At 72.8% G+C, this 26,734-nt stretch carries 17 protein-coding genes, 1 tRNA gene and 2 rRNA genes; 17 read left to right on the forward strand and 3 right to left on the reverse strand.

What is annotated here, in order from left to right:
- The 4 genes from BMY40_RS26820 to BMY40_RS26835 all read left to right on the forward strand — a co-directional run.
- A 23S ribosomal RNA gene (locus BMY40_RS26820) occupies nucleotides 1-148 on the forward strand; the annotation flags it as partial.
- Between the two features lie 74 nt (nucleotides 149-222).
- A 5S ribosomal RNA gene (rrf, locus tag BMY40_RS26825) occupies nucleotides 223-339 on the forward strand.
- Between the two features lie 97 nt (nucleotides 340-436).
- Nucleotides 437-1,147, forward strand: a complete 711-nt coding sequence (locus BMY40_RS26830) for a DegT/DnrJ/EryC1/StrS family aminotransferase (protein WP_093663372.1) — start codon at nucleotides 437-439, stop codon at nucleotides 1,145-1,147.
- 86 nt (nucleotides 1,148-1,233) lie between these two features.
- Nucleotides 1,234-1,306 (forward strand) — tRNA-Thr (locus BMY40_RS26835).
- Nucleotides 1,307-1,380: 74 nt separating this feature from the next.
- Here the strand turns inward: BMY40_RS26835 and BMY40_RS26840 are convergent.
- A complete protein-coding gene (locus tag BMY40_RS26840) occupies nucleotides 1,381-4,029 on the reverse strand; it encodes a SpoIIE family protein phosphatase (protein ID WP_093663373.1) in 2,649 nt (882 codons plus the stop codon).
- A 367-nt stretch (nucleotides 4,030-4,396) separates the two neighbouring features.
- On the opposite strand from BMY40_RS26840, the gene BMY40_RS26845 reads away from it, so the two are divergent.
- The 8 genes from BMY40_RS26845 (at nucleotide 4,397) to BMY40_RS26880 (ending at nucleotide 17,723) form a co-directional block, all read left to right on the forward strand.
- The gene (locus BMY40_RS26845) at nucleotides 4,397-9,637 is read left to right on the forward strand and encodes a HAMP domain-containing protein (protein WP_093663374.1); all 5,241 of its coding nucleotides are present in this window, start codon (nucleotides 4,397-4,399) and stop codon (nucleotides 9,635-9,637) included.
- 244 nt (nucleotides 9,638-9,881) lie between these two features.
- On the forward strand, nucleotides 9,882-10,565 hold the full coding sequence (locus tag BMY40_RS26850; RefSeq protein ID WP_093663375.1) for a response regulator: 684 nt from the start codon (nucleotides 9,882-9,884) through the stop codon (nucleotides 10,563-10,565).
- A 149-nt stretch (nucleotides 10,566-10,714) separates the two neighbouring features.
- Complete coding sequence (locus BMY40_RS26855; RefSeq protein WP_093663376.1) at nucleotides 10,715-13,429, forward strand: DNA translocase FtsK; 2,715 nt, start codon at nucleotides 10,715-10,717, stop codon at nucleotides 13,427-13,429.
- 186 nt (nucleotides 13,430-13,615) lie between these two features.
- Nucleotides 13,616-14,419 (forward strand): helix-turn-helix domain-containing protein, encoded by an 804-nt coding sequence (locus BMY40_RS26860; RefSeq protein WP_093663377.1) that lies wholly within the window; start codon nucleotides 13,616-13,618, stop codon nucleotides 14,417-14,419.
- 48 nt (nucleotides 14,420-14,467) lie between these two features.
- Nucleotides 14,468-15,979, forward strand: a complete 1,512-nt coding sequence (rimO, locus tag BMY40_RS26865; RefSeq protein WP_093663378.1) for a 30S ribosomal protein S12 methylthiotransferase RimO — start codon at nucleotides 14,468-14,470, stop codon at nucleotides 15,977-15,979.
- Entirely contained in the window at nucleotides 15,976-16,620 is a 645-nt protein-coding gene (pgsA, locus tag BMY40_RS26870; protein ID WP_093663379.1) for a CDP-diacylglycerol--glycerol-3-phosphate 3-phosphatidyltransferase, read from the forward strand. The genes rimO and pgsA overlap by 4 nt, the downstream gene beginning before the upstream one ends.
- Entirely contained in the window at nucleotides 16,610-17,245 is a 636-nt protein-coding gene (locus tag BMY40_RS26875) for a CinA family protein (RefSeq protein WP_093663380.1), read from the forward strand. Before pgsA ends, BMY40_RS26875 begins: the two co-directional genes overlap by 11 nt.
- A 94-nt stretch (nucleotides 17,246-17,339) precedes the next feature.
- Nucleotides 17,340-17,723, forward strand: coding sequence for a helix-turn-helix domain-containing protein (locus BMY40_RS26880; protein WP_093663381.1), 384 nt, complete (start codon nucleotides 17,340-17,342; stop codon nucleotides 17,721-17,723).
- 176 nt (nucleotides 17,724-17,899) lie between these two features.
- Here the strand turns inward: BMY40_RS26880 and BMY40_RS26885 are convergent, their stop codons facing one another.
- Both BMY40_RS26885 and BMY40_RS26890 read right to left on the reverse strand, forming a co-directional pair.
- A complete protein-coding gene (locus BMY40_RS26885) occupies nucleotides 17,900-18,700 on the reverse strand; it encodes an Fpg/Nei family DNA glycosylase (RefSeq protein ID WP_093663382.1) in 801 nt (266 codons plus the stop codon).
- A 136-nt stretch (nucleotides 18,701-18,836) separates the two neighbouring features.
- The gene (locus BMY40_RS26890) at nucleotides 18,837-23,609 is read right to left on the reverse strand and encodes an Lhr family ATP-dependent helicase (protein WP_093663383.1); all 4,773 of its coding nucleotides are present in this window, start codon (nucleotides 23,607-23,609) and stop codon (nucleotides 18,837-18,839) included.
- A 113-nt stretch (nucleotides 23,610-23,722) separates the two neighbouring features.
- On the opposite strand from BMY40_RS26890, the gene BMY40_RS26895 reads away from it, so the two are divergent.
- From BMY40_RS26895 to BMY40_RS26915, 5 genes are all read left to right on the forward strand, one after another.
- Complete coding sequence (locus tag BMY40_RS26895; protein WP_245770352.1) at nucleotides 23,723-24,574, forward strand: AraC family transcriptional regulator; 852 nt, start codon at nucleotides 23,723-23,725, stop codon at nucleotides 24,572-24,574.
- A gap of 171 nt (nucleotides 24,575-24,745) precedes the next feature.
- Entirely contained in the window at nucleotides 24,746-25,420 is a 675-nt protein-coding gene (locus BMY40_RS26900) for an AzlC family ABC transporter permease (protein ID WP_093663387.1), read from the forward strand.
- Nucleotides 25,417-25,734, forward strand: a complete 318-nt coding sequence (locus BMY40_RS26905) for an AzlD domain-containing protein (RefSeq protein ID WP_093663385.1) — start codon at nucleotides 25,417-25,419, stop codon at nucleotides 25,732-25,734. Before BMY40_RS26900 ends, BMY40_RS26905 begins: the two co-directional genes overlap by 4 nt.
- Nucleotides 25,735-25,791: 57 nt before the next feature.
- Nucleotides 25,792-25,986: a DUF3046 domain-containing protein gene (locus tag BMY40_RS26910; protein ID WP_093663386.1), complete on the forward strand. Its 195-nt coding sequence runs from the start codon at nucleotides 25,792-25,794 to the stop codon at nucleotides 25,984-25,986.
- Between the two features lie 247 nt (nucleotides 25,987-26,233).
- Nucleotides 26,234-26,734 (forward strand): ATPase domain-containing protein (locus BMY40_RS26915; RefSeq protein WP_281250804.1); only part of this gene is annotated, 501 nt, incomplete at its 3' end.

Here is a 26,734-nt window from a genome sequence, read left to right on the forward strand (position 1 = left end):
ATCTAAGCGGGAAGCCTGCTTCGAGATGAGGACTCCCACCCCTTGAAGGGGGTAAGGCTCCCGGGAGACGACCGGGTTGATAGGCCAGAGATGGAAGCCGGGTGACCGGTGGAGTTGACTGGTACTAATAGGCCGAGGGCTTGTCCGTAGATGTTCGCGTCCACTGTGTGGGTTCTGAGACCACGACCCGTCGTGCCGGCGGTTGCGTGTGTGTCATGGTGTTTCGGTGGTCACAGCGTAAGGGAAACGCCCGGTTACATTCCGAACCCGGAAGCTAAGCCTTTCAGCGCCGATGGTACTGCATGGGGGACCGTGTGGGAGAGTAGGACGCCGCCGAACGATTATTGGGCCGTGGCCCCTGGAGTTAATTCCGGGGGCCACGGCCTTTTTTCGTTGTGTAACCGGGAGTTCACGTGGCGCCGCCAGCATCTCCGGCATGGGGACGACGACGCTGAGCGACACGCTGCGAGCCGGGCTCGAGAAGCAGGGCATAGGTATCGGGGACGAGGTGGTCGTGCCCGCGTACTGCGACAGCGAGGTGGCGGCGGCGGTACGAGGGGTCGGCGCACTCCCCGTCTTCGCCGACATCGATCCCGGGAGCTTCTGCATCGACCCCGTTTCCGTCGCCGCGGTGGTGAACGAGCGGACCGCCGCGGTGGTCCCCGTGCACCTCTTCGGTCACCCCGCCGACATGGTCTGTCTGCACGCGCTGGCGCAGCGCCACGGGATGAAGGTGGTCGAGTCCGGGGGGCCGGCCGTCGTCTCCTCGGTGGAGGCCGTTCGGCGCAGGCAGCACGCCGAGTTCCTGAGCGCCAGGCTGACCGGTGTGGTCGTCCCGCGCGTCGCGGCCGGAGTGCGCCACACGTACGAGCAGTACGTGGTGCGGGTGCCGGGGAACGGGCGGCCCGACAGGGACGCCTTCAAGCACGCTCTGCGGGCTCGCGGAGTACGGTGCCACGTGCCGGTGAGGACCCCCGTGCACCGTCTGCCGCAGTTCCGGACGGACGTCCGGCTGCCCGAGACCGAGCGGGCGGCGGCGGAGTGTCTGGCGCTGCCCCTGGAGGCGTCGATGACCCGCCGCGAGCTGCAGCGGATCGTCTCTGCCTGCAACGCACTGGGCGGTCTGCTGATGGAACCGGCCTGCTGAGAAGCGGGAGGACTCCCGGCGGCGACCGGGAGGGCCGGGTGGTCAACGACGCCCCGGGATTCAGGTATGATCTATCCCGCTGGCTCGCCCCAATAGCTCAGTCGGCAGAGCGTCTCCATGGTAAGGAGAAGGTCTACGGTTCGATTCCGTATTGGGGCTCCGGAAAGGAACGAGGCCCCCGCCGCAAGGCGGGGGCCTCGTCGTTTCGGTACGGGTCCACAGGTGTCCCGCCGTCACTCGGGGACGCGCATGGCGAGGATCGCCATGTCGTCGGAAGGCGCGTCGGCGGCGAAACGCTCCACCGCGCGCATGATGCGTGCGGCCACCGCGCCCGCCGTCAGGCCCGTGCACGTCGTGAGGACGTCGGCGAGGCCGTCGTCGCCGAGCATGCGGTCCCCCTCGCGGCGCTCGGTCACGCCGTCGGTGACGCACAGCAGGACGTCGCCCGGATCGAGGATGACGGTCTCCTCGTACAGCTCCAGGTCGTCCATCACACCCAGCAGCGGCTGCGGCTCGGCGGCCGGCTCGACGGTGCCGTCCTGGCGCAGGCGCAGCGGAAGCGGGTGGCCCGCGCAGACGACCCGGAGGACGGCGCCACCCTCAGGCTGGGGCCACAGCTCGCCGTAGAGCAGGGTCAGGAACCGGCTGCGGGCGCCCTCGTCGAGGATCGCGGCGTTGAGCCGCTCCAGGACGGCCGGCCCTCCGAAGCCCTCACGGGCCAGCAGGCGCAGCGCGTGGCGGGCCAGCCCGGTGACGGCCGCGGCCTCGGGGCCGGTGCCGCAGACGTCGCCGATGGCGAAGCCGTACGCGCCGTCGCGGATGGGGAAGAGGTCGTAGAAGTCGCCGCCGACCTCGTTGCCCTCGCCCGCGGCGCGGTAGATGACCTCGACCTCGACGCCGGGGACGTCGGGGAGCTCGGGCGGCAGCAGACTCCGCTGGAGGGACTGGCTGATGGCCGTGCGCTCGCTGTACAGCCGGGCGTTGTCCAGGGCGAGGGCGGCCCGGCGGGAGAGGTCCTCGGCCAGCTCCAGGATCTCCTGGCGGAAGCGCTCCTCGGTCGGCTTGCCCAGGGTGAGCATGCCGATGACGCGGTTGCGGGCCACCAGCGGCAGCACCACCGTCTCCCCGCCGACCGTGGCGGCGGTGGCGAGGGTGGTGCCGGCGGTGTTCGAGGAGATGGAGGCGGGGAGACGGTCGAGGGAGAGGCCGCTCTGGTCCAGGCCCAGGCTGCGCAGGGAGGTGCGCAGCGCGGCGGAGTGCGCCGCGTCGCCCGGGATGGTCCACACCCGTGCGCCGGGGGTGGGCACCGGGTCGGGCGGGGGGACCTTGGACAGCAGGGCCTTGAGGCCGTCGATGCGTTCCTCGTCCTCGTGCAGGACGTAGGAGAGCTCGGGCTCGGAGGACTGGTCGGCGATGGTGTAGACGGCGCACCAGGTGGCGAGGGTGGGGACCGTCATCTGGGCCATCAGGGCGAGGGTCTGGTCGCGGTCGAGGGTGCCGGCGAGCAGATCGGACGCCTCGACGAGGAAGGACAGCGAGCCGCGGCGCAGCCGCTCCAGTTCGGTCAGGCGCGCGGACTCCACCGCGAGCGCGATCCGGTCCGCGGCGAACTGCAGCCGCAGGGCCTCCTCGTTGGTGTAGCGGCCCGGAGCCTCGGCCGAGACGCCCAGGGAGCCGGTCAGCCGCCCCTCGACCTTCAGCGGGACGGTGACGACCGAGCGCATGCCCGTCCCCTCCAGGAGGGGGACCGCGCCGGGGACCGCGGAGAGGTCCTCGTGGACCGAGGGCATCCGGGCCGAGCCGTAGCGGCCGCTGCCCGCCTCGACGGGAACGCGGGCGAAGCGCTGGCGGGCGGAGGGCAGGCCGGTGGTGGCACGGACCTCCAGTTCGGTCTCGTCGTCGGTGGCCAGCAGGAGGAAGGCGGCGTCGCCGTCGAGCATGTCGCGGGCGCGCTCGACGGTGCGCTGGAGGAGGCCGTCGAGGTCGTCCGGGGGAGGGGAGCCGATGAAGACCTCGAAGGGGTCGGCGCCGACCCGGTCGCGGCTCTCCGGGGCGCCCGCGGAGTCGGACGCCGCGCCGCGCGCGGGGGACTGCAGCACCGCGCGCTCGTGGTCGCGCACCAGCAGGCACACGGTGGACGGCTCGCCGTCGGCGTCGCGTACGCGCAGGTGGGAGGCGTAGACGGGGACGGTGCGGCCGTCCGAGCCGCGGACGCCGTACGAGCCCTCCCAGCGGGAGAGGGCCAGGGCCTCGGCGATGCCGGTGCCGATGCCGGGGGTGTGGGGCCAGGCGGCGAGATCGGTCAGCGGCTTGCCGGTGACCTGCTCGGCGGTGTAGCCGAACAGCTCGCGGGCGTCGTCGTTCCAGGCGGAGACGGTGCCGGCGCGGTCGACCTGCAGAACGGCGACGCGCACCCGGGTGTCGGTCGTGGGCAGGGCGCTGTCGGGGAGCGCGGGACCGGCGCTGCGGGTGCCGACCGGGCGCTCGGGGAGCTCCAGGCGGAACCAGACGCGCTTGTCGACGGCGGTGTACTCCACACCCCAGCGGTCGGCGAGCGAGGCGCACAGCAGCAGGCCGCGGCCGCCCTCGCGGTCGGGGTCGCCGAAGTGGTGGCCCAGGTCCTGGACGGGCAGCCCGCGGTCGGGGTAGTGGTCGGCGACCTCCACGCGTACGCTTCCGTCGCCGTCGCGCAGGCACAGGACGTCGGCGGCGGTGCCGGCGTGGACGACGGCGTTGGTGACCAGTTCGCTGGTGAGGACGACGGCGTCGTCGACGATGTCGGCCAGGCCCCAGCCCTGGAGGGTGTCGCGCACGAAGGCGCGGGCACTCGCGACCGAGCGTCCGACCGGCTCGAAGGTGGCCGCTGCTCGCGCCGTGATCACTGTTCTCCCCATGGATCTGTCGTCGCCGTCCGTACGCGCGGGTGGCAGGGGGCCCCGCTGGGCGCCCACCGCCGCGGCCAGCCGCTGCCCGGCACTCGCCTCGTCCACCGCAGCGCCCCTTCGAATACCCGTCGTGCCCACGTGTCCTTCGCGCCCGGCGGGCCGGAGCGGATGGACAGCCGGATGCCAGGTTACTTACGTTCGCAGTACCGGCGGGCCCCGGATGCGGGTGTTTCCCCCTTGAGGCGTTCAGTCGGTGGTGTGCGATGCTGCCGAACTGTTATCGCCTGGTTCCACCATGGTGAAACACTGGGAAGGCTCGAAGTGAATGCCCGGGCGGAACGTTCGACCCAGCGGGAGGGACACGGTGCAGTCTGGCGGAGCGCCGCGAGGCGCCAGCACGCGCACGAAAAACGGACGGTCTCGGGCAAACGGGGTGATCGAGGTTGAGGTGGCCGCGGTCAACCGGCTGCTGACCGCCCTGGAGGCGATGCGGGACGGGAACTTCCGCAAGCGCCTCACCGTCGCCGGCGACGGCCCGATGGCCGAGATCGCTGCGGTCTTCAACGAGGTCGCCGACCGCAACCTCCACCTGACCAGCGAGCTGGCACGGGTGCGCAGGGTGGTCGGCAAGGACGGCAAGCTGACCGAGCGACTGGAGACCGGCGCCTGCGAGGGCGCCTGGGCCGCGGCCATCGACGCGTCGAACGCGCTGGTGGACGATCTGGTGCGGCCCGTCTCCGAGGTCGGCCGGGTGCTGTCGGCGGTGGCCGAGGGCGACCTGGAGCAGCGTATGGACCTGCGGGTCCAGGGACCGGGCGGGGCGACGCATCCGCTGCGCGGCGAGTTCCTGAAGGTGGGGCGCACCGTCAACGGGCTGGTCGACCAGCTCTCGACGTTCACCGACGAGGTGACGCGCGTAGCCAGCGAGGTGGGCACGGAGGGGAAGCTGGGCGGCCAGGCGCGGGTGCGCGGCATGTCCGGCTCCTGGAAGGACCTGACCGACTCCGTCAACACGATGGCGTCCCGGCTGACCGCCCAGGTCCGCGACATCGCGCTGGTGACCACCGCGGTCGCCAAGGGCGATCTGTCCCGCAAGGTCACCGTGCACGTGGCCGGCGAGATGCTGGAGCTGAAGAACACCGTCAACACGATGGTGGACCAGCTCTCCGCCTTCCAGTCCGAGGTGACGCGGGTGGCGCGCGAGGTGGGCACCGAGGGCCAGCTCGGCGGCCAGGCCAGGGTGCCGGGGGCCGGCGGTGTGTGGAAGGACCTGACCGACTCCGTCAACACGATGGCGGGCAACCTCACCTCCCAGGTCCGTGAGATCGCACGGGTGACCACCGCGGTCGCCAACGGCGACCTGTCGCAGAAGGTGACGGTGAACGCGCGCGGCGAGGTGGCCCAGCTCGCCGACACCATCAACACGATGACCGAGACGCTGCGGACGTTCGCCGACGAGGTGACGCGCGCGGCCAGCGAGGTCGGCACCGAGGGCATCCTCGGCGGTCAGGCGCAGGTGCCGGGTGCGGCGGGCACGTGGAAGGACCTCACCGACTCGGTGAACACCGCGTTCCGCAACCTCACGGCCCAGGTGCGGGACATCGCGCAGGTGACGACGGCGGTCGCCAACGGCGATCTGTCGCAGAAGGTCACGGTGGACGTCTCCGGCGAGATGCTCCAACTGAAGAACACCGTCAACACCATGGTCGACCAGCTGTCCTCGTTCGCCGAGCAGGTGACCCGGATGGCCCGGGACGTGGGCACCGAGGGGCGCCTGGGCGGCCAGGCGCGGGTGGACGGAGTCTCGGGCACCTGGAAGGACCTCACCGACTCCGTCAACTTCATGGCGGGCAACCTCACCTCCCAGGTCCGCAACATCGCCCAGGTGACGACGGCGGTGGCGCGGGGCGATCTGTCGCAGAAGATCGAGGTCGACGCGCGCGGGGAGATCCTGGAGCTGAAGAACACCATCAACACGATGGTGGACCAGCTCTCCGCCTTCGCCGACCAGGTGACCCGGGTCGCCCGCGAGGTGGGCACCGAGGGGCGTCTGGGCGGCCAGGCGCAGGTGCCCGGCGTGGCCGGGGTGTGGCGCGACCTGACCGACTCGGTCAACGGCATGGCGGGCAACCTCACGGCCCAGGTCCGCAACATCGCCCAGGTCGCGACGGCGGTGGCGCGGGGCGATCTGTCACAGAAGATCGACGTGGACGCGCGCGGGGAGATCCTGGAGCTGAAGAACACCCTCAACACGATGGTGGACCAGCTCTCCTCGTTCGCCGAGCAGGTCACCCGGGTGGCGCGCGAGGTGGGTACCGAGGGCATCCTCGGCGGCCAGGCCGAGGTGGAGGGCGTCTCGGGGACCTGGAAGGACCTCACCCAGTCCGTCAACGGCATGGCGAACAACCTCACCTCGCAGGTGCGTAACATCGCCGAGGTCACCACCGCGGTCGCCCGGGGCGACCTGTCCAAGAAGATCACCGTCGACGCCAAGGGGGAGATCCTCGCCCTGGTGACGACCGTGAACACGATGGTGGACCAGCTGTCGTCGTTCGCCGAGCAGGTCACGCGGGTGGCGCGTGAGGTGGGCACCGAGGGCATCCTCGGCGGCCAGGCCCACGTGCCGGGCGTCACCGGCATCTGGAAGGACCTGAGCGAGAACGTCAACCTGATGGCGTCCAATCTGACGGGGCAGGTGCGTAACATCTCCCAGGTCGCCACCGCGGTCGCCAACGGCGATCTGACCAAGAAGGTCACCGTGGAGGCCAGCGGCGAGGTCGCCCAGCTCGCCGACACCGTCAACACCATGGTGACGACCCTGTCGTCGTTCGCCGACGAGGTGACGCGGGTGGCGCGCGAGGTGGGCACCGAGGGAAGCCTGGGCGGCCAGGCGCGGGTGCCCGGGGTGTCGGGCACCTGGAAGGACCTGACGGAGTCCGTGAACTCCATGGCCTCCAACCTCACCGGCCAGGTCCGCAACATCGCGATGGTCACCACCGCGATCGCCAAGGGCGATCTCACCAAGAAGATCGACATCGACGCGCGCGGCGAGATCCTGGAGCTGAAGACCACCATCAACACGATGGTGGACCAGCTGTCCTCGTTCGCCGAGCAGGTCACCCGGGTGGCCCGTGAGGTGGGCACCGAGGGGCAGCTGGGCGGCCAGGCACGGGTCGACGGCGTCTCCGGCACCTGGAAGGACCTCACCGAGTCGGTGAACGAGATGGCGGGCAATCTGACCCGCCAGGTGCGCGCCATCGCGGCGGTCGCCGCGGCGGTCACCCGCGGCGACCACAACGTGAAGATCGACGTGGACGCCGCCGGCGAGATCCTGGCGCTCCAGGACAACGTCAACACCATGATCGCCACGCTGCGCGAGACCACGCTCGCCAACCAGGAGCAGGACTGGCTCAAGGGCAACCTCGCCCGTATCTCCGGTCTGATGCAGGGCCGCCGCGACCTGGAGGACGTGGCACGGCTGATCATGAGCGAGCTGACCCCGGTGGTCTCCGCCCAGCACGGCGCGTTCTTCGTGGCCGCCCCGACCGGCGGCGGCCCGGAGCTCGGGGTGGGGGCGAGCGAGGACGGCTCGTACGAGCTGCGGATGATCGGCACCTACGGCTACTCCCCGGGCACCATGCCCACCACCTTCCTGCCCGGTGAGTCCCTGGTGGGCATCGCGGCCGAGGAGAAGCGCACGATCCTCGTCGAGCACGCACCGCCCGGCTATCTGAAGATCGCCTCCGGGCTCGGCGAGGCGCCGCCCGCCCAGGTGATCGTGCTGCCGCTGCTCTTCGAGGGCAGGGTGCTCGGCGTCATCGAACTGGCCACCTTCCAGCCCTTCACCCAGATCCAGAAGGACTTCCTGAGCCAGATCGCCGAGATGATCGCCACGAGCGTCAACACCATCAGCGTCAACACCAAGACCGAGGTGCTCCTGCGGCAGTCGCAGGAGCTGGCCGAGCAGCTCCAGGAGCGGTCGGTGGAGCTGGAGAGCCGCCAGCGGGCCCTGCAGGCCTCGAACGAGGAGCTGGAGGAGAAGGCGGAGCTGCTGGCCAAGACCAACCGCGACATCGAGATCAAGAACTCCGAGATCGAGGACGCCCGGCAGGTCCTGGAGGAGCGCGCCGAGCAGTTGGCGGTCTCGATGCGCTACAAGTCCGAGTTCCTGGCGAACATGTCGCACGAGCTGCGCACCCCGCTCAACTCGCTGCTGATCCTCGCCAAGCTGCTGGCCGACAACGCCGAGGGGAACCTCTCGCCCAAGCAGGTGGAGTTCGCCGAGACGATCCACGGAGCCGGTTCCGACCTGCTCCAGCTGATCAACGACATCCTGGACCTGTCCAAGGTCGAGGCCGGCAAGATGGACGTCAGCCCCACCCGTATCGCGCTGGTGCAGCTCGTGGACTACGTGGAGGCGACCTTCCGGCCGCTCACCGCGGAGAAGGGGCTCGACTTCTCCGTGCGGGTCTCGCCGGAGCTGCCCCCCACCCTCCACACCGACGAGCAGCGCCTGCTGCAGGTGCTGCGCAACCTGCTGTCGAACGCGGTGAAGTTCACCGACAGCGGTGCGGTGGAGCTGGTGATCCGCTCGGCCGGGTCGGACGTGCCGGAGTCGATCCGCGAGCAGATGCTGGAGCACGGTTCGCTGCGCGACCCCGACTCCGACCTGATCGCCTTCTCGGTGACCGACACCGGAATCGGGATCGCGCAGAGCAAGATGCGTGTGATCTTCGAGGCCTTCAAGCAGGCGGACGGCACGACCAGCCGCAAGTACGGCGGCACCGGCCTGGGGCTGTCCATCAGCCGCGAGATCGCGCGGCTGCTCGGCGGCGAGATCCACGCGGTCAGCGAGCCGGGCCGCGGCTCGACCTTCACCCTCTACCTGCCCCTGACCGCCGGCGACCTGCCGCCCCAGGGCTACCCGCAGCCGGGGGAGGGCTCCCCGGAGGCCGCGCCCGCTGCCGAGGGCGAGCCGGGCGGCGGGTCCGGGGTCCCCGCTCCCTCCGCCGCGTCCGGGGCTTCCGGCGCCGAGGAGGAGCCGGCCCGGGAGGCGGGCGGCACCCTGGACGTGCCCGCCGCCGAGCGCGCCGCGGCGGCCCTGGCCTCCCGCCGCCGGCAGATCCCCCCCATGCCGCGGAAGCGGCCCGCGCCGCAGGAGCCGGAGAGCGGCGGGGAGGTGTGGCAGGACACCTCCCGGAGGGCGGAGGAGCGTCCGCGGGGCGCCTTCGGCGGCGAGAAGGTGCTCATCGTCGACGACGACATCCGCAACGTCTTCGCGCTCACCAGCGTGCTGGAGCAGAACGGCCTGCAGGTGCTCTACGCCGAGAACGGGCGCGAGGGCATCGAGGTGCTGGAGCAGCACGACGACGTGGCGGTCGTCCTGATGGACATCATGATGCCGGAGATGGACGGGTACGCCACGACCGCGGCGATCCGGCGGATGCCGCAGTTCGCCGGGCTGCCGATCATCGCGCTGACGGCGAAGGCGATGAAGGGCGACCGGGAGAAGAGCATCGAGGCCGGGGCGTCCGACTACGTCACCAAGCCGGTGGACACCGATCATCTGCTGTCCGTCATGGCGCGGTGGATGCGCGGGGAGTGATGTGCGATGGTTCCGTGGTCGGCGGCGTGCCGATGAAGTGCGACGCATTAGGTGTGGAAATGCAGCAATCGGGGAACCTTCGGGTCTCTCACAGCGTTTCAGGTACGTGCACAGTGACATCTCGGTGACAGGGTGTGGTGGGCCGCGAGGTGGGGCTACCATGACCGGCACAAGAACGGGCGGCGCAAAGGAGTCGTTGCCGGTGGCGGCGTCCAGAGCGCTGCCAGGGCGAGGAGGACGGGCCATGGTGCAGAAGGCCAAGATCCTCCTGGTCGATGACCGACCGGAGAATCTGCTGGCGCTGGAGGCCATCCTCTCCGCGCTGGACCAGACGCTGGTGCGGGCATCGTCAGGGGAGGAGGCGCTCAAGGCGCTGCTCACGGACGACTTCGCGGTCATCCTGCTGGACGTGCAGATGCCGGGCATGGACGGTTTCGAGACCGCCGCCCACATCAAGCGACGGGAGCGAACCCGGGACATCCCGATCATCTTCCTCACGGCCATCAACCACGGTCCGCACCACACCTTCCGCGGCTACGCGGCCGGTGCGGTGGACTACATCTCCAAGCCGTTCGACCCGTGGGTGCTGCGGGCGAAGGTGTCGGTCTTCGTCGACCTGTACATGAAGAACGTTCAGCTGCGTGAGCAGGCCGCCCTGCTGCGGCTCCAGCTCGAGGGCCGGCGCTCCGGCGAGGACGGCGACAAGGGGACGGAGCCCTCGGGCCTCCTGGCCGAACTCTCCGCGCGGCTGGCGGCGGTGGAGGAGCAGGCCGAGGCGCTGTCCAAGCACCTGGACGAGTCCTCGGACGCCGCGGCCGTCGCCACGGCCGCGCATCTGGAGCGCAAGCTCACCGGTCTGCGGCGGGCGCTGGACGCACTGGAGCCGGGCAACGACGGACGGCCGGCCTCGCTCCCGTCGCAGAACTGACCCGCCGCCAGGTGTGCGAGCGGCCCGACGGGGAGTCACCCCGCCGAGTCCCGGCCGGGTCCCGTGTGCCGCGCGCCGGGCGCGCCCCCGTCCCGCCGACCGCACGGGCGTCCGTGTCTTGAGGGGCTCTCGCGGGTAATCTCGGCACCATGGCCTCACGTACGTCCGGCAAGGCCGCCAAGAAGGCGCCCGCCAAGAAGGCTCCCGCCAGGAAGGCCCCGGCACCGAGGTCTGCCGCGCCCAGGAAACCGGCGCCGGGCAGGGCGGCGAAGAAGTCGGCGGCGAAGGTCCCGCCCAGACCCGCGCCGTCTCCCACCAATGCCGTTTTCCGGCTGGTCAGGGCCGTCTGGCTCGGGGTCGCGCACGCCGTCGGGGCGCTGCTGCGCGGCGTGGGCCGCGGGGCCAGGGGCCTGGACCCTGCGCACCGCAAGGACGGGGTGGCGCTGCTGCTGCTGGGCATCGCCCTGGTGGTCGCGGCCGGCACCTGGTCCAACCTGCAGGGGCCGGTGGGCGATCTGGTCGAGATGCTGGTGACCGGAGCCTTCGGCCGTATGGACCTGGTGGCGCCGGTGCTGCTGGGTGCCGTCGCGGTGCGGCTGATGCGGCATCCGGAGAAGCCCGAGGCCAACGGACGCATCGTCATCGGGCTGTCCGCGCTGGCTGTCGGCGTGCTGGGGCTGGTGCACATCGCCTGCGGTTCGCCGGGGCGCGGTGAGGGCCACGAGGCGGTACGGGACGCGGGCGGCATGATCGGCTGGGCGGTCTCCCAGCCGCTGGTCCTCACCGTCAGCGCGGCCCTGGCCGTACCGCTGCTGCTGCTGGTGACCGTCTTCGGGCTGCTCGTCGTCACCGCCACCCCCGTCAACGCCGTCCCCCAGCGGCTGCGCCAACTGGGCGTGCGGCTCGGGCTGGTGGCACAGGACACCGATTCCCGAGGCGGGCCGCAAGGGTACGCCGACCGCGACGCGTACGGCGAGGAGGAGCCCCGGCCGCGGCGGGCGAGGCTGCGCAAGGACGGCGACGACGCGTTCCAGGCGGAGAAGGACGCGCTGGACGGCCGGCGCCGCTCCCGCCGCACCCCCCGGGCCCCGCGTACCCCGGACGGCTCCCCGGGCGCGGTGGACGTGGCCGCCGCCGCGGCGGCCCAGCTGGAGGGCGCCGTCCTGCACGGCGTACAGCCCTCGCCGCTGGTCGCCGACCTCACCAGCTCGGTCCGCGCCGAGCGGGACGGCGGGGGCGAGCGGCACAGCGGGGAACGGGGGAGCGCGGAGCGGGAGAGCCCGGAGCGGAAGGAACGGACCGCTTCCGTACCGGACCTGACCAGGGCGCCGGCCGAGCCGCCCGCCGACCCCCTGCCGCCGCGTGCCGAGCAGCTCCGGCTCGCCGGGGACGTCACCTATGCGCTGCCCTCGCTGGACCTGCTGGAGCGCGGCGGGCCGGGCCGTACCCGCAGCGCCGCCAACGACGCGGTCGTGGAGTCGCTGACGACCGTCTTCTCCGAGTTCAAGGTGGACGCCGTCGTCACCGGCTTCACCCGCGGCCCGACGGTCACGCGCTACGAGGTGGAGCTCGGCCCGGCGGTGAAGGTCGAGAAGATCACCGCACTGGCCAAGAACATCGCCTACGCCGTCGCCAGCCCGGACGTGCGGATCATCAGCCCGATCCCCGGCAAGTCGGCGGTCGGCATCGAGATCCCCAACACCGACCGCGAGATGGTCAACCTCGGCGACGTGCTCCGCCTGGCGGAGGCCGCCGGCGACGACCATCCGCTGCTGGTCGGGCTCGGCAAGGACGTCGAGGGCGGCTACGTCACGGCCAACCTGGCGAAGATGCCGCACATCCTGGTGGCCGGCGCGACCGGCTCCGGAAAGTCCTCCTGCATCAACTGCCTGATCACCTCGGTGATGATCCGGTCCACCCCGGAGGACGTCCGGATGGTGCTGGTGGACCCCAAGCGGGTGGAGCTGACCGCGTACGAGGGCATCCCGCACCTGATCACCCCGATCATCACCAACCCCAAGAAGGCCGCCGAGGCGCTGCAGTGGGTCGTGCGCGAGATGGACCTGCGCTACGACGACCTGGCCGCCTACGGCTTCCGCCACATCGACGACTTCAACGCCGCGGTGCGCGCGGGGAAGGTGAAGGCCGCCGAGGGCAGCGAGCGCGACCTCGCCCCCTACCCGTACCTGCTGGTCATCGTGGACGAGCTGGCCGACCTGATGATGGTGGCGCCGCGCGACGTGGAGGACGCGATCGTGCGGATCACCCAGCTCGCGCGGGCGGCGGGCATCCATCTGGTGCTGGCCACCCAGCGCCCCTCCGTCGACGTCGTCACCGGCCTGATCAAGGCGAACGTGCCGTCGCGCCTGGCCTTCGCCACCTCCTCGCTCGCCGACAGCCGGGTCATCCTCGACCAGGCGGGCGCCGAGAAGCTGATCGGCAAGGGCGACGGGCTGTTCCTGCCGATGGGGGCCGGCAAGCCCACCCGTATGCAGGGCGCCTTCGTGACGGAGGAGGAGGTCGCGGCCGTCGTGGCGCACTGCAAGAAGCAGATGGCCCCGGTCTTCCGCGACGACGTCACGGTCGGGCAGGGCAGGAAGAAGGAGATCGACGAGGAGATCGGCGACGACCTGGACCTGCTGTGCCAGGCGGCCGAGCTGGTGGTCAACACGCAGTTCGGGTCCACCTCGATGCTCCAGCGCAAGCTGCGCGTGGGGTTCGCCAAGGCAGGCAGGCTGATGGACCTGATGGAGTCGCGCGGAGTGGTCGGCCCCAGCGAGGGCTCCAAGGCGCGGGACGTTCTGGTCAAGCCCGACGAGCTGGAGGACGTACTCGCGATGATTCGCGGGGAAACTCACTCGTAGGAATGAGCTAGGCAACCCTTTTCCCTGGCAAAACGTCAACGTGAGGGAGCACGCGGTCGGTGTTCACCGATGGGTGGCACGGCCATCCCTATGGCGGACAGACTCCCTCCGCCCGCTTGCCCCACCCTTCCGCACCCCCTCTAGACTGAACACCCAGCAGGTGGCTCACGCTCGAAAGGCGCCCCCGTGTCCATCGGCAACTCTCCCCCAGAAGACCGGCCTTCGGTCGGTCAGGCGATCCAGAAGGCCCGTATCGACGCGCAACTGACGGTGGACGAGGTCAGTGCGACCACCCGTGTGCGCGTCCCGATCGTGCACGCCATCGAACAGGACGACTTCTCCCGATGCGGAGGCGACGTCTACGCCCGCGGCCATGTCCGCACCCTCGCCAAGGCCGTCGGCCTGGATCCGGACGAGCTGGTGGCGCAGTACGACGCCGAGCACGGCGGCCGTCCGGCGCCCACCCCCGCGGCCGCCCTCTTCGAGGCCGAACGCATCCGTCCCGAGCCGAGCCGCCCGAACTGGACCGCCGCCATGGTCGCCGCGATCGTGGCCGTGGTGGGCTTCGTCGGCTTCACCCTCTTCAGCGGCGGTGACGAGCAGGCGCGCACCCCGGTGGCCCAGGACGGCCCGTCGCCGGATCCCGCCGGCGAGCCCGATCCCGCCAAGCCCGCCGAGCCCGACCCGGTCCCGTCCGTCTCCGAGAGCGCCATCGCCGCCGCGCCCGCCGACAAGGTCACGGTCAAGCTGGTCGCCGAGGACGGCAAGAGCTGGTTCTCGGCCGAGGCCCACAACGGGCGGCTGCTGGAGGAGGGCGTCCTCCAGGACGGCGACTCCAGGACCTTCACCGACGACAAGCGGATCGACCTGGTGCTCGGCAACGCCGGTGCGGTCACCCTCTTCGTCAACGGCAAGGAGGTCGACAAGGTCGGCGAGGTCGGCCAGGTGCAGCGCGTCAGCTACACCAAGGGGGACCCGGAGCAGGGGTGACAACCCTGGCGGCGGGTGGGCCGGGTGGAACGAAGTAGGCTTAAGCCCATGCCCGAACGCCGCACCGTCGCCCTCGTCACCCTTGGATGCGCCCGCAACGAGGTGGACTCGGAGGAGCTCGCAGGCCGTCTGGCGGCGGACGGCTGGGAGCTCGTCGAGGAAGCCGCCGACGCGGACGTCGCCGTCGTCAACACCTGCGGCTTCGTCGAGGCCGCCAAGAAGGACTCCGTAGACGCCCTGCTGGAGGCGAACGACCTCAAGGACCACGGCCGCACCCAGGCCGTGGTCGCGGTCGGCTGCATGGCCGAGCGTTACGGCAAGGAACTGGCCGAGGCGCTGCCCGAGGCCGACGGGGTGCTCGGCTTCGACGACTACACCGACATCTCGGACCGCCTCCGCACCATCCTCTCCGGCGGCGCCCACGTCCCCCACGTCCCGAGGGACCGCCGCAAGCTCCTGCCCATCAGCCCGGCGGAGCGGCAGGGCGCCGCCGTCGCGCTGCCCGGGCACGGGGACGCCGCCGCGCCCGGCCCGTCCCCCGCCGACCTGCCCGACGGGGTGGCCCCGGCCTCGGGCCCGCGGGCGCCGCTGCGCAGGCGGCTGGACAGCAGCCCGGTCGCCTCGGTGAAGCTGGCCTCCGGCTGCGACCGCCGGTGCTCGTTCTGCGCCATCCCCTCCTTCCGCGGGGCCTTCGTCTCCCGGCGCCCCTCGGACGTGCTGGGCGAGACCCGCTGGCTGGCGGAGCAGGGGGTGAAGGAGGTCATGCTGGTCTCCGAGAACAACACTTCCTACGGCAAGGACCTCGGCGACATCCGCCTGCTGGAGACGCTGCTGCCGGAACTGGCCGCGGTGGACGGCATCGAGCGGATCCGGGTGAGTTACCTGCAGCCCGCCGAGATGCGGCCCGGGCTGATCGACGTCCTGACCGGCACGGAGAAGGTCGCCCCCTACTTCGACCTCTCCTTCCAGCACTCCGCCCCGGGCGTGCTGCGCGCCATGCGGCGCTTCGGCGACACCGACCGCTTCCTCGAACTGCTGGACACCATCCGCGCCAGGGCGCCGCAGGCGGGCGTCCGCTCGAACTTCATCGTGGGCTTCCCCGGCGAGAGCGAGGCGGACCTCGCGGAACTGGAGCGTTTTCTGGTCGCGGCCAGGCTGGATGCGATCGGAGTCTTCGGGTACTCGGACGAGGAAGGTACCGAAGCGGCGACCTACGAGAACAAGACCGACCCCGAGACGGTGGCCGAGCGTCTGGACCGCGTCTCGCGGCTCGCCGAGGAGCTGACCGCGCAGCGCGCGGAGGAGCGCGTCGGCGAGACCGTACGGGTACTGGTCGAGTCGGTGGACGGAGAGGACGGCCCGGTCGGGCGCGGGGCGCACCAGGCCCCCGAGACCGACGGGCAGACGTTCCTCACCGGTCTCACCGGCTCCTCGCAGCTCTCCGTGGGACAGATGGTCGAAGCGAAGGTGGTGGCGACCGAGGGTGTGGATCTCGTTGCCGAACCGCCCCCGGACGTCGTCTGGGGGTGCTCCGAGAGTAGTGAGGAGGCGGGCGCATGACGGACATCCCGGCCTCAGCAGCGGGTGGTGGAGCCATGGCGCAACGGAAGACCGCCGCGGTCCGCACGGTGAGCCTGTGGAACATCGCGAACATCCTCACCATGGTGAGGCTCCTCCTGGTGCCGGCCTTCGTGTTCCTGATGCTCGCCGACGGGGGGCACGACCCGGTCTGGCGCGCCTTCGCCTGGGCGGCCTTCTCCATCGCGATGATCACCGATCTCTTCGACGGCGAACTGGCGCGGCGGTACGACCTGGTCACCGACTTCGGCAAGATCGCCGATCCGATCGCGGACAAGGCGATCATGGGTGCGGCGCTGATCTGCCTGTCGGCGCTCTCCGACCTGCCCTGGTGGGTCACGGGTGTGATCCTCTTGCGGGAGATCGGCATCACCCTGATGCGCTTCTGGGTGATCCGGCACGGCGTGATCCCGGCCAGCCGGGGCGGGAAGATGAAGACCCTCACCCAGGGCGTCGCCGTGGGCATGTACATCCTGGCCCTGACCGGACCGCTCGCCACACTGCGCTGGTGGGTGATGGCCGCGGCCGTGGCGCTGACGGTCGGCACCGGGCTGGACTACGTGCGGCAGGCGCTGGTCCTGCGGCGGGCGGGCCTGGCGGCGGAGCGCGCCGATGAGCGGTGAGCGGGAGGCCGAGCCCGGGCTCGGCCCCGACGGCGGCGCCGACGAGACCAGGCAGATCACCGCGCAGGCGCTGAAGCTGCTGGCGGACCGCGGCCAGACCGTCGCCGCGGCCGAGTCGCTGACCGGAGGGCTCGTCGCGGCCGAGCTGACCGCTGCTCCCGGCGCCTCGGCGACCGTACGCGGCTCGGTGACCGCCTACTCCACCGAGGTCAAGCACGAGGTCCTCGGGGTGGACGGGGAACTGCTGCGGGAGCGGGGCGCGGTCGACGCCGAGGTGGCCCGGCAGATGGCGGCCGGCGTCAGACGCGTACTGGGCACGGACTGGGGAGTGGCGACCACCGGGGTGGCCGGCCCCGAGCCGCAGGACGGCAAGCCGGTGGGCAGGGTCTATGTGGCGGTCGCCGGACCGGACGACTCCGGTGCGGTGGACGCGCCGACCGGGTCGCAGGAGGCCGGCGGGGGCGTCCGCCGCGTGGCGCTGAGACTGAGCCTGGACGGCGACCGGGCGGAGATCCGCGACGGGAGCGTACGGGCCGTCATCCAGTTGCTCTTGAGCGAACTCATGGAAAATGCGCCGGCAAAGGATACGGAACACAGTGGGGGGAATGGATGTTTGCAGCCCTGAGTGAACACAGCATCGCTCCCCGCACGGCCGCGGCCCAAGGCGGTACGGTGGGGCAAGAAGGATCCGGGTCAGCGGTCCTAGGAGGGAGCCACCGATGATTCTGCTCCGTCGCCTGCTGGGTGACGTGCTGCGTCGGCAGCGCCAGCGCCAGGGCCGTACCCTGCGCGAAGTCTCCTCGTCCGCCCGGGTGTCGCTCGGCTACCTCTCCGAGGTCGAGCGGGGGCAGAAGGAGGCTTCCTCCGAACTGCTCGCCTCGATCTGCGAGGCGTTGGACGTGCGGATGTCCGAGCTGATGCGGGAGGTCAGCGACGAGCTGGCGCTCGCGGAGCTGGCGCAGTCCGCGGCGAGCGACACGGTCCCCGCGCCGATGCGCCGTCCCGTTCTCAACCCGGTCACCGTGACGTCCGTCACGGAGCGATCGGGAGAGCGGGTGACCATCAAGGCGCCGACGGAGGCCGTGGACGTAGTCGCCGCCTGATCGGTGCGGTGCGGGCACACCCCGCGAGAGAACCACCACGGGCCCGGCCCGGACGCGTATCCCGCGTCCGGGCCGGGCCCGCGGCGTCGCCGGGCGGGTCCGCGGCCGTGTGCGGCGGCGGACCGTGATCCGGCCGTCTCCGGGCCGGTTCGCCGTTCGGGCGGGCAATCCCTCGTTCAGAGCGGCGGCGGGGGTCCCGTCTGGCAGCCGGGGCACCAGTACGCCACGCGCTGGGCGGTGGAGGGCCCGGGCACCCAGGTGCGGACGGCCGTGCCGCAGCGCGGGCACGGCTTCCCCGCACGGCCGTACACCCACAGGTTCCGGCCGGCGCGCACGTCGCCGGTGGTGACGCGGAGCGTGCGGGCCTTGTTGACCTCCAGCAGCTTCTTCGCCAGGGCCGTCAGACGTCCGGGGGAGGGGACCTCGCCGACCGGCAGCCAGGGCGTCACCCTGCCCAGGAAGCAGAGCTCCGCCGCGTAGACGTTGCCGATCCCGGCCAGATTGCGCTGGTCCAGCAGGGCCTCGGCGACGGGGCGGGCGGGATCCGACAGCAGGCGGCTCAGGGCCTTCGCCTCGTCCCAGTCGGGGCCCAGGAGGTCCGGGCCCAGATGGCCGACGGCCCTGCCCTCGTCGGCGGTGCGCAGCAGCTCCAGGACGGGGAGGCGGTATCCCACGGCCGATTGGGCGGCGGTGGCGAGGACGGCGCGGATCTGGTGGCCGGGGCCGCCGCTCCACCGGCGGCCGGGTGCGTAGACGCGCCAGGCGCCGTCCATCCGCAGGTGGGAGTGGAGCGTCAGACCGCCCTCGAAGCGGGTGAGGAGGTGCTTGCCGCGCGCGACGGTCTCCAGCACCTCGCGTCCGGTGAGGTCGACGGTGGCGAGCTTGGGCACGCGCAGGTCGCAGCGGGCGAGGGGCGCTCCCGACAGCGCCCGGTCCAGCTGCCGGGCGGTGCGCCAGACGGTGTCTCCCTCGGGCACCCGGCCGCTCCTCTCTCCCGTCCGTCGCTTTCGGCGTCCGCTCCTCGACCGCTTCCCGCCGCCTCGGCCCCTACGCGTCTCGCGCCTCCTCGGTCCCCACGCGTCTCGCGTCCCCTGCCACCGCACCGTCACGCCGTCATGCGCGCAGCCGCAGCCCGCGCGGGGTCGCGTGGAAGCCCGCGGCCTCCAGGGCGGCGCCGACGGAGGAGCCCAGGGCCGGGGAGCCGTTGACACGCTCCACGGTCAGAGTGCCCAGCATTCCGCGGCGCGCGGCCCCGGCCAGCGCCTCGACGGCGGCGTTCAGCGACGGCCCCTCGGTCCGCCAGGCCAGCAGCGTCCTGCCACCGCGCTCGAGGTAGAGGACGAGCTCGCCGTCGACCAGCACCACCAGGGAACCCGCCTTGCGGCCCGGCTTGTGGGCCGCGGCCGCCCTGCCCGGGGCCGGTCCGCCGTCGGCGGCTGCGGCGGGGGAGGGCGGATCGGGCCAGGGCAGGGCGGCACCGTAGGCGTTGGCGGGGTCGGCGGCGGCGAGTACGGCGGCGCGCGGGCGGGCGCCCTCGGGCTTCTCGCGGGCCGTGCTGATCGCGCGCAGCCGGTCCACCGCGCCGTCCACGGCGAACTGGGCGGCGCCCAGCCCCTCCACCACGTAGCCGCGCCGGGCCTGGCCGCTCTCCTCGAAGACCGACAGCACGCGGTAGGCGGCCGAGAAGCCGCCCTCGACCCCCTCGGCGGCGACCGCGCCCCGGGTGACCACGCCGTGCCGGTCCAGCAGGGTGCGGGCCAGGGCGTGGGCCCGGTGAGTGGGATCGGTCTCCCGGTCGGGCAGCAGCGACCAGCGGCCGGCGACCGTCGGAGGGCCGTTCCGGGAGGCGGTGGGACGGCGGGAGGCACCGGCCGGCGCGACGGGGGACAGGGGGACGGGGGAGCCGTACCGGCCGCGGGGAGTGCTCCGCCTGGCGCGGTGCGCCGTGGCCCCCGCGGTGCGGCCGGAGCCGAGCAGGGCTCGCAGCGGGGTGAGGGTGTCGCCCGTGAGCCGCCCGGACCAGGCCAGATCCCACACGGCCTCGGCCAGCTCGGCGTCGGACGCCTCGTGCCCGGTGGCGCGCACCCGGTCGGCGATCTGCCGGAAGAACAGGCCGTACCCGCCCGAGAGCGCCTCCAGGACAGCCCGGTGGAGCGGGGTGGGCTCCAGCGGGAGGGCGTCGGGCAGCAGCAGTGGGGCGCTGTCGGCGAGGTGGAGGCGGATCCAGCCGTCCTTGCCCGGCAGCGCGCCCGCACCCGCCCAGAGGACCTCTCCGGCGGCGGTCAGCTCGTCCAGCATCGCCGGGTGGTAGTCGGCGACGCGGGACGGCAGGACCAGCTTCTCCAGGGCGGAGGCGGGCACGGGGGCGCCCTGGAGCTGTTCGACGGCGCGCAGCAGCCCGTCGACGCCGCGCAGCCCGCCGGCCTCGGCCCCCAGATGCTGCCACTGGGGCAGGAACGCGGCGAGCGAGGCGGGCGGCACCGGCTCCAGCTCCTGGCGCAGCGCGGCCAGGGAGCGGCGGCGCAGCCGCCGCAGCACGCCCGTGTCGCACCACTCCTGCTCGATTCCCGAGGGGTGGAACTCGCCCTGTACCACCCGGCCGGCCGCCGCCAGCCGGTGCAGGGCGCCGTCGGCGACCGCCGTGCCCAGACCGAAGCGCTCGGCGGCCCGCGCGGTGGTGAACGGGCCGTGGGTGCGGGCGTACCGGGCCAGCAGGTCGCCCAGCGGATCGGCCACGGGCTCGGTGAAGGCCTCGGGCACACCGACGGGCAGCGCCGCGCCCAGTGCGTCCCGCAGCCGCCCTGCGTCCTCGACGGCCGCCCAGTGCTCGCGGCCCGCGATACGGACGCGGATGGCGCGACGGGCGTGCTCCAGCTCCCTCGCCCACTGCGGCGCGGCGCCCCGCTCGGCCAGTTCGTCGCCGGTGAGCGGGCCCAGCAGGCGCAGTACGTCGGCGACGCCCTCGGCGTCCTTGACCCGGGGAACCCCGGCGGCCCCGTCGCCGGAGCCGTCGCCGGGCAGCCACTGCAACTCGCGCTCCAGCTCGGCCAGGACCTCCGGATCGAGCAGCTCGCGCAGCTCGGCACGGCCCAGCAGCTCGGCCAGCAGCCGGGAGTCCAGCGACAGCGCGGCGGCGCGGCGCTCGGCGAGCGGGGAGTCGCCCTCGTACAGGTACTGGGCGACGTATCCGAACAGCAGGGAGCGGGCGAACGGGGACGGCTCGGGCGTGGTGACCTCCACCAGGCGCACCCGGCGCGACTCGACATCGCCCATCAGCTCGGCCAGTCCGGGCACGTCGAAGACGTCCTGGAGGCACTCGCGCACCGCCTCCAGGACGATCGGGAACGATCCGAACTCGCTGGTCACCTGGAGCAGTTGGGCGGCACGCTGGCGTTGCTGCCACAGAGGGGTGCGCCGGCCGGGGTCGCGGCGGGGCAGCAGCAGGGCGCGGGCGGCGCACTCGCGGAAGCGGGAGGCGAACAGGGCCGAGCCGCCGACCTGGTCGGTGACGGTCCGCTCCACCTCGTCGCGGTCGAACAGGACGTCGGCGGCGCCGACGGGGGGCTGGTCCGGGTCGTGGTCCGGGGCGCTCGCCGAGCCCGGGGCCGAAGCCGTGCCGGAGTCCGCGCCGAAGTCCTCACCGAGGTCGAGGCCCATCAGATCGGTGTCGGGCAGCCGCAGCACGATGCCGTCGTCGGCGTGCATCACCTGCGCGTCCATGCCGAACCGCTCGCCGAGCCGGGCTCCCAGCGCCAGTGCCCAGGGCGCGTGCACCTGGGCGCCGAAGGGGGAGTGGACCACGATCCGCCAGTCGCCCAGTTCGTCGCGGAAGCGCTCCACGACGATCGTCCGGTCGTCGGGGACGTGTCCGCAGGCCTGCCGCTGCTCGTCCAGATAGGCCAGGACGTTGTCGACGGCCCACCCGTCCAGCCCGGCCGCCGCCAGCCGCTCCCGGGCCGCCTCCGGGGCCAGTCCGCCGATCTCGCGCAGGAACGCCCCCAGCGCGCGGCCCAGCTCCAGCGGGCGGCCGAGCTGGTCGCCCTTCCAGAACGGCAGCCGCCCGGGGACGCCGGGGGCGGGGGTGACCAGGACGCGGTCGCGGGTGATGTCCTCGATGCGCCAGCTGGTCGTGCCCAGGGTGAACACGTCGCCCACCCGCGACTCGTAGACCATCTCCTCGTCCAGTTCCCCGACGCGTCCGCCGCCCTTCTTCGGGTCGGAACCGGCGAGGAAGACGCCGAACAGACCGCGGTCGGGGATCGTCCCGCCCGAGGTGACCGCCAGCCGCTGGGCCCCGGGACGGCCGGCGACGGTGTGGGCGACGCGGTCCCACACCAGGCGGGGACGCAGCTCGGCGAAGGCGTCGGAGGGGTAGCGCCCGGCGAGCATGTCCAGCACGGCGGTGTACGCCGACTCCGGCAGCGATGCGAAGGGCGCGGCGCGCCGTACGACCGCGAGCAGTTCGTCGACGTCCCAGGTGTCCATGGAGGCCATGGCGACGATCTGCTGCGCCAGCACGTCCAGCGGGTTGGAGGGGATGCGCAGGGCCTCGATGGCGCCCTCGCGCATCCGCTCGGTGACCACCGCGGACTGCACCAGGTCACCCCGGTACTTGGGGAAGACCACCCCGGCCGAGACCGCGCCCACCTGGTGCCCGGCGCGGCCCACCCGCTGCAGCCCGGAGGCGACCGAGGGCGGCGACTCCACCTGGATCACCAGGTCCACCGCGCCCATGTCGATGCCCAGCTCCAGACTGGAGGTGGCGACCACGGCGGGCAGGCGTCCCGCCTTCAGATCCTCCTCGACCTGTGCCCGCTGCTCCTTGGAGACCGAGCCGTGGTGGGCGCGGGCCAGTACCGGCGGAGCACCCCCCGAGGCTCCCGAACCCCCCATCAGCTCGGCGGGCGAGTGCCCCTCGGGGACGGGCTCGCCGGTGGCCCGCTCGTAGGCGATCTCGTTGAGCCGGTTGCACAGCCGCTCGGCCAGGCGCCGGGAGTTGGCGAAGACGATGGTGGAGCGGTGGGCCTGGACGAGGTCGGCGATCCGCTCCTCCACCGGCGGCCAGATGGACGGCCGGTCCCCCTGGCCGCCGGGCCCCTCCCCGCCCGCGTCCCGCACCGGCGAGCCGCCCAGCTCGCCCATGTCAGGCACGGGCACCACGACCGACAGGTCGAACTCCTTGCCCGAGGGCGGCTGCACGATGTGCGCGCCGCGCCGGGGCGAGAGGAAGCGCGCCACCTCGTCCACCGGCCGCACCGTCGCCGACAGCCCGATGCGGCGGGCCGGGCGGTCCAGCAGCTCGTCCAGGCGCTCCAGGGAGAGCGCCAGGTGCGCGCCGCGCTTCGTCCCGGCCACGGCGTGCACCTCGTCCAGGATCACCGTCTCCACTCCGCGCAGGGCCTCGCGGGCGGCGGAGGTGAGCATCAGGAACAGCGACTCGGGCGTGGTGATCAGGATGTCCGGCGGGCGCCGGACCAGCGCGCGGCGCTCGGCCGCCGGGGTGTCGCCGGAACGGACCCCGACGCGGATATCGGGCTCGGGAAGCCCCAGCCGCACCGACTCCTGGCGGATGCCCGTCAGCGGGCTGCGCAGATTGCGCTCGACGTCCACCGCCAGGGCCTTCAGCGGTGAGACGTACAGCACACGGCAGCGGCGGGCCGGATCGGCCGGGGGCGGCGTGGCGGCCAGCCGGTCCAGGGAGGCGAGGAAGGCGGCCAGGGTCTTGCCGGAGCCGGTCGGCGCGACGACCAGGACGTCGCGCTCCTCGGCGATCGCTTGCCAGGCGCCCTCCTGGGCGGCGGTGGGAGCCTGGAACGCCCCCGTGAACCAGGAGCGGGTCGCGGGGGAGAACGCGTCGAGAGCCGGTGACCGGTCCATGGCCTCCATCGTGCACCCCCTCACTGACATCCCCGTACCGGCCTCCCGGCACCGGCTCCCGCGGCGGCCCCGCGGCCGGAGCCACGGCGGAGGCCTCGCGGGGGGCCCGCACAATGGAGGACATGGGCACGGAGGAGTGGGCGCGGCACTGGCGGTACGACCGGCTGCCGGACACGGAGCTGCTGCGCGCCCGGTACATACGGCACACCTTCCCCCAGCACGCCCATGACGGCTACGTACTCGCCGCCGTCACCGGCGGTGTCGAGGAGATCGGGCTGCCGCAGGGCGTGGAGCGGGCCGGCGCCGGGGCCGTCGTCATGATCAACCCGGAGGTGGCGCACACCGCGCGCGCCGGTGTCCCGGAGGGCTGGGCGTACGCCACGCTCTACACCTCCTCGCGCACGGTCGCGGCCATCGCCGCCGAGACGACTGCCATCCGGGGCACCGCGGGGTTCACCGAGCCCGTCGTCCACGATCCTGAGGCCGCGCGCCTGATCACCGAGGTGCACCGGGCCGCCGAGCAGGGCAACGCACTGGCCGCCGACACCCTGCTGCGGATCACCGTCACCCGGCTGCTGCGCCGGAACGGCGCCGCGCTCCCCGCGCGTACGGTCCGCACCGCGGGCGCCTGCAAGGCGGCGCGCGCCCGCGAGATCCTCCTGGAGCGGATGACGGAACCGCCCACTCTGGGGGTGCTCGCCGCGGAACTGGGGACGAGCCCGTTCTCGCTGCTGCGGGCCTTCCGCGAGCGGTACGGCATGCCGCCGCACGCCTGGTTGACCAGTGCCCGGGTCCGCCGCGCACGCCGGCTGCTGGAGGAGGGGGCGCCGCCGGCCGAGGCGGCCGTCGCCGTCGGCTTCACCGACCAGCCGCACCTGGGACGGCACTTCCGCCGGATCGTCGGCGTGCCGCCCGGCGCCTACCAGCGCGAACGCGCAAGAACGTACAAGACCGGGCGGGAGGGCCGCGCCTAGCATCGCGCCGTGCCCGAGAGGAACCAGACGCCCCAGACCGCCCAGACCGCCCAGACCGCCCAGACCGCCCAGGCCCTCCGGACCGCCCCGGTCCGCCCGGCCGAGGGGGACGCCTGCACCGCACCGCCGTCCGCCGGCGACCGCGGTGACGACCGCGGTGACGACAGGGCCGTGGCCCGCGACGCCCTCGGTGTCGGTGTCGCCGTGGGCCTGTCCGGGTTCGCCTTCGGGGTCACCTCCGCCGGAGCCGGGCTGAGTCTCGCGCAGACCTGTGCGCTCAGCCTGCTGGTCTTCACCGGCGCCTCGCAGTTCGCCCTGGTCGGCGCGCTCGCCGCGGGCGGCAGCCCGCTCACCGCCGCTGCCGGGGCCTTCTTCCTCGGCACCCGCAACGCCTTCTACGGGCTGCGGCTGTCCTCGCTGCTGCGGCTGCCGCGCGCGGTGCGGCCGGCTGCCGCGCACCTGGTCATCGACGAGACGTCCCTGGTCGCCCTCGCCCAGCGCGACCGTCGTGCGGCGCGGATCGGGTTCGCCGTCACCGGCATCAGCCTCTACCTGCTGTGGAACCTCACCACACTGCTCGGCGCGCTGGGCGCCGCCGCGCTCGGCGACACCGCCGCCTGGGGGCTGGACGCTGCGGGCCCGGCCGTCTTCCTGGCGCTGCTGGCGCCCATGCTGCGCACGGCGGCCGAGCGCGCCACGGCCGGGCTCGCGGTGCTGCTGGGGCTGGGTCTCCTGCCGGTCCTTCCGGCCGGGGTCCCGGTGCTGGTGGCGGCGCTCGCCGCGCCCCTGGTGCTGCTGGCGCGGGGGCGGCGGGCCGGACGGCGGAACGGAGGGGAGGTCCGATGAGCCCGGAGGGCGTGTGGATCGCGATCGGGGCGACGGCCGCCGGCTGCTACCTCGTCAAGCTGCTCGGGCTGTCGGTGCCGGCCGGTGCGCTGGAGCGCCCGCTGGTGCGGCGGCTGGCGGCCCTGCTGCCCGTGGCGCTGCTGGCGGCGCTCACCGCTCAGCAGACCTTCGGCGGCGAAGGCGGTGCGCTGGTGGTCGACGCCCGCGCGGGAGGCCTCGCGGCGGCGGCGGTCGCACTGGTGCTGCGCGCGCCCTTCCTGGTGGTGGTGGCCGCCGCCGTCCTGGTCACCGCGGGGCTGCGGGCCCTGGGGTAGGGCGGTTCCCCGCCCGGCCGTCCGGCTCCTCCGTCCGGGTGGGCGGATACTGGGGGCATGCGTTTGACGGTCTTCTGGGAGCGGATGGCGGCCCACTTCGGTGAGGCGTACGCCGACTCCTTCGCACGCGATCACGTGATGTCCGAGCTGGGCGGCCGGACGGTCCACGAGGCCCTGGAGGCGGGGTGGGGGGCGAAGGAGGTCTGGCGCGCGGTCTGCGTGGCCGTGGACGTGCCCGCCGAGCTGAGGTGAAGTGAGGTGAGCCCCGAAGCGGCCGGGCGCGGCCCGGCGGCCGGCCGTACGGAGCGCTTCCGAGCTGCCGGTTTCCCGGGTTCTCCCGGTTTTCCACAGGAGGGTGGGGCAACTTGACACAAGAATCGAACAGCCATTCTCATGGGGGAGCCGGGCTGCTGGGAACGGTGTCCGGGCCGATTGTCAGTGGCAGGCGCTAGCGTCTTTTGATGTGAAGCGATCGACTCAAGCGAACCGGGTGGCACCCATGGCAGGAAACGACCGCGAGAAGGCGCTCGACGCCGCGCTCGCACAGATTGAACGGCAGTTCGGCAAGGGCGCCGTGATGCGCCTGGGCGAGCGGCCGAACGAGCCCGTCGAGGTGATCCCGACCGGGTCGACCGCCCTGGACGTCGCCCTGGGCGTGGGCGGTCTGCCGCGCGGCCGGGTGGTGGAGGTCTACGGGCCGGAGTCCTCCGGCAAGACCACCCTGACCCTGCACGCGGTGGCCAACGCCCAGCGGATGGGCGGCACGGTCGCCTTCGTCGACGCCGAGCACGCCCTGGACCCGGAGTACGCCAAGCGGCTGGGCGTGGACGTGGACTCCCTGATCCTGTCCCAGCCCGACAACGGCGAGCAGGCGCTGGAGATCACCGACATGCTCATCCGCTCCGGCGCGCTGGACCTGATCGTGATCGACTCGGTGGCGGCCCTGGTGCCGCGCGCGGAGATCGAGGGCGAGATGGGCGACTCCCACGTGGGTCTGCAG

The sequence above is a fragment of the Streptomyces radiopugnans genome, from assembly GCF_900110735.1.
Taxonomy (GTDB): Bacteria; Actinomycetota; Actinomycetes; order Streptomycetales; family Streptomycetaceae; genus Streptomyces; species Streptomyces radiopugnans.